Origin of the sequence: Chengkuizengella axinellae (genome assembly GCF_030730905.1) — a bacterium.
GTDB classification, from domain to species: Bacteria; Bacillota; Bacilli; order Paenibacillales; family KCTC-33759; genus Chengkuizengella; species Chengkuizengella axinellae.
In genome coordinates this window covers 1-3,073 of the sequence record NZ_JAVAMP010000034.1, presented here as the reverse complement: position 1 = coordinate 3,073, position 3,073 = coordinate 1, and the positions used below count along the sequence as shown (strand labels likewise).

The following is a 3,073-nucleotide window of genomic DNA, read 5'->3' as shown; positions in this document are numbered from 1 at the left end:
TATGGCGCCAATCTTAAAGAATGGCGCCTTTTAGATTTTAGGGTCATATTTTAAAGTTATAATCCAAATATAATGAACTAGCAGCATATACACAATTAGGTTGAGATCAGGTTATGATGATCCTTTTCTTCATCCCAGATTTAGGCAGGATAATTTGGGGGAAATAAATTTAGTATTATTTCGTATAAGAGCACATCATTCACTTCTTATTGGCAAATTATAATAATAAGGAGTGAAAACAATGAAGAAGTTTTTTATAGGGTTATTTATAATGATTTTAGTTTTCCATACAGGAAAAGTATATGCAGATGAGAGAGCAGTTGTAGGGTACATCATTTCTGATGTATGGTATCACAATATATTCTTAATAGCTGATAAAAAAGATAGTATGGCTTATCATAATTTTACTGTCCAAATTGGTGATGGTGGTGGGCACGAACAATTATATCATTTTCCAAGCTGGTACAATTCAAAGTTTTCACCTAGATTATATTATGAAGACATAAATGGTGATGAATTAAAAGATATTATCGTTGTGCTCATCTCCGGTGCAGGGACTGGTATATCCACTAAAGAAATTCATGTATTAAATCAAGTGCGAGACCCTTATAGGAGATATGAAGAGGTTGCAGTTGAATCCATTAATGATGCTGTTAAACGCCTGGTAAAAATGAAACGAGAAGGTAATGAAATTACTATATCAATTGATGAAAAGAAATATATAGTGGAATATTCACAATATGGTTACTATCCTCCTATTGATACACCTGGAGTAGGATCAATAGAAGATTATCAACCAAAGGATGGCATTCTTTATGGCTCAACGATTGTTACTATCCCTGGGGCACAAATAGGTAATCTAAAAGTAAAGTATAGTTGGGATGGAAGAATATATAAAGCTGAATCTGTTACTTTTATTGAAAAGTAGTGCAAAAGTAATCGAAATAATAAACAGAAAAGCTGATTTAATAAACTTAATTAACAGGACGAAATAAGTATCAGTAAGTTATAGAATGTTATTCAACTGGCGCTTTTCACTAAGAGAAGCGTCTTTCTTTATGAATGGGGCCAGATTGCTGAGTAACGAGACACTGGAATTCACTAATTTTAGGTTGAGGTTGGTAAATAAAACAATCGTTATTTCTACATACAAAGTAGTAGTTTGAAACATTAATCCAACATATTCGTATAGGTATAGATTTCTAAAAAACGAAAGAACTATAATAAAACAGACAATTATATTAACTACCTGGGGTGATGTTATGTGGAATTTATCAAAAAAGGTTAAAGAAAGATTTTTAAAATCTAATCTACTACCAATTCAGGAATGTGACCAGGATTGGGAAATTGCACTTGAAGAAGCAAAAAAAGAAGGTGAGAATCTCACTGAGCGTTTAAAAGCAGAACTTGAAGAAGTAAAAGACGAATTACTACACGTCTTACCTAGCCGTTTCATTCCATATATAGAAAATAGTACATTAAATCAACCGACATTACCTAAACAAGTACGTGAAGATTATTTACAATGGACTCGAGAAAGGCACAAGGAATTTGAACAAATTTTAGATGCTGCATATGAACAGACAAAGAGAGCCATTACATATTTACCAACTACAGCTCAAGAGGTCTTTGGTGAAAGTTTGCATGATTCCACAATCGAAAGAATTGATCGAGAGGGTAATACACTTCATCTATATATTAATACAGAGGGTGGATTTTCATCCAAATCGTTTGTGCATTTTATTTTTCGAAATGTCATATCTGAAGAAACTGATGAACCAATCCAAGTTGGACAATGGTTAGTTTACAAAGAGCTAAAGAAAACAGATGATGGATTTGCTTTCCGCGTGTTGTTTGAATGTCCTGATGCTGAGTGGACAATTGCAATGAAGGAAATGGATGCTCAGTATTTTTATCGCCCTATTGTATATACAACCTTGAGAGATGAGAATAAAATTGAAGAGACATCATTTGCAGATTACGTTGCAAAGTTAAATCCAGAATATAAATATTGGTTAATTACACCAGATGTAAAGTGTTCTATTAAATCCTTTTCAAGAGATTTGATATTAGAAAACGGAAAAATTGAATTTAAACAAAATAGAATGGTTGTTACAGTTGGGAATGAAAGCTATATGTATGAGTTAGATGAGTACAATCCAATAAAGTTTATTTACACGAACGTATATGAAGACCCGTATGCACATTTTAGTGAACCTGTACCAACAGAGCAACTTGTAGAAGCAGCATTGAGTAATGAAATAAAATTGAAAGTTCGTGCATGGAATACTATGCACGCAAATCCTGAAGAGCTCACAGATATTATCAATCATGTATTAGGGAAAATGAAGATTACGGAAGAAAATGAAATGATGGTAAGTGTTTTTGTGAATCATTTTTATAAGGCAGGGATTTTGTCAAAAGCGGTCATCGAAAAGTATCGTACGGTAATTGATTAACGCTTTATTTAATAGCATAAGAGATTGTGAAGAAACGTATTTAAAGTACTAATTGCTTTATTGAAGAACTTTAAGATTGGATAGACTAGATAGTTATTGGATTAAAGGATGTTTTGCTCTAATAGAGAAGCACCCTTAAAGTAAAAGGATAATAGCATTAATAAATGCTAAGAAAGTGTGATATTCTATTGAGAACTAATCGAATTTACTTGCTTTTTATTATTATTTTTTTGTTAGGTAGTTACTATTTCAATATTAATACGATTTCTTTTCCAGAAAAATCAGATGTACCTGATAAAGGATATTTTACAATTTTTTATATACATGATAATAGTGCAAATTACCAAAGTGAATTACCTGACTTCATGAATCCTACCAAACCACATAAAATGTCCTTATTAGTTTTTGATAGTCGGGAAGAATTTAACGAATTATATGGAGAGGAAATCCAAAATACTCCTCATATTATTTTTGTGGACGCTGAAGAGAATATATTTCAATCATCAGACTTGAAAAAAGCAAAATCATTCTTTGAAGAGAATGTTTATAAATGAAATCTTAAATTAAAGAGGCAATTACTGCATAAAGGTGATCGATTCTTGCTTATTAAGCAA

At 31.8% G+C, this 3,073-nt stretch carries 3 protein-coding genes; all 3 read left to right on the top strand.

Going from position 1 to position 3,073, the window contains the following annotated elements:
• Positions 1 to 241 precede the first annotated feature (241 nt).
• The 3 genes from Q5Y73_RS24465 to Q5Y73_RS24455 all read left to right on the top strand — a co-directional run bounded on the left by Q5Y73_RS24465 (position 242) and on the right by Q5Y73_RS24455 (position 3,013).
• The gene (locus Q5Y73_RS24465; protein WP_305994541.1) at positions 242 to 928 is read left to right on the top strand and encodes a hypothetical protein; all 687 of its coding nucleotides are present in this window, start codon (positions 242 to 244) and stop codon (positions 926 to 928) included.
• Positions 929 to 1,262: 334 nt separating this feature from the next.
• Positions 1,263 to 2,459 (top strand): DUF4085 family protein, encoded by a 1,197-nt coding sequence (locus Q5Y73_RS24460; RefSeq protein WP_305994540.1) that lies wholly within the window; start codon positions 1,263 to 1,265, stop codon positions 2,457 to 2,459.
• A gap of 188 nt (positions 2,460 to 2,647) precedes the next feature.
• Positions 2,648 to 3,013 (top strand): hypothetical protein, encoded by a 366-nt coding sequence (locus Q5Y73_RS24455; RefSeq protein ID WP_305994539.1) that lies wholly within the window; start codon positions 2,648 to 2,650, stop codon positions 3,011 to 3,013.
• Positions 3,014 to 3,073: the final 60 nt, after the last annotated feature.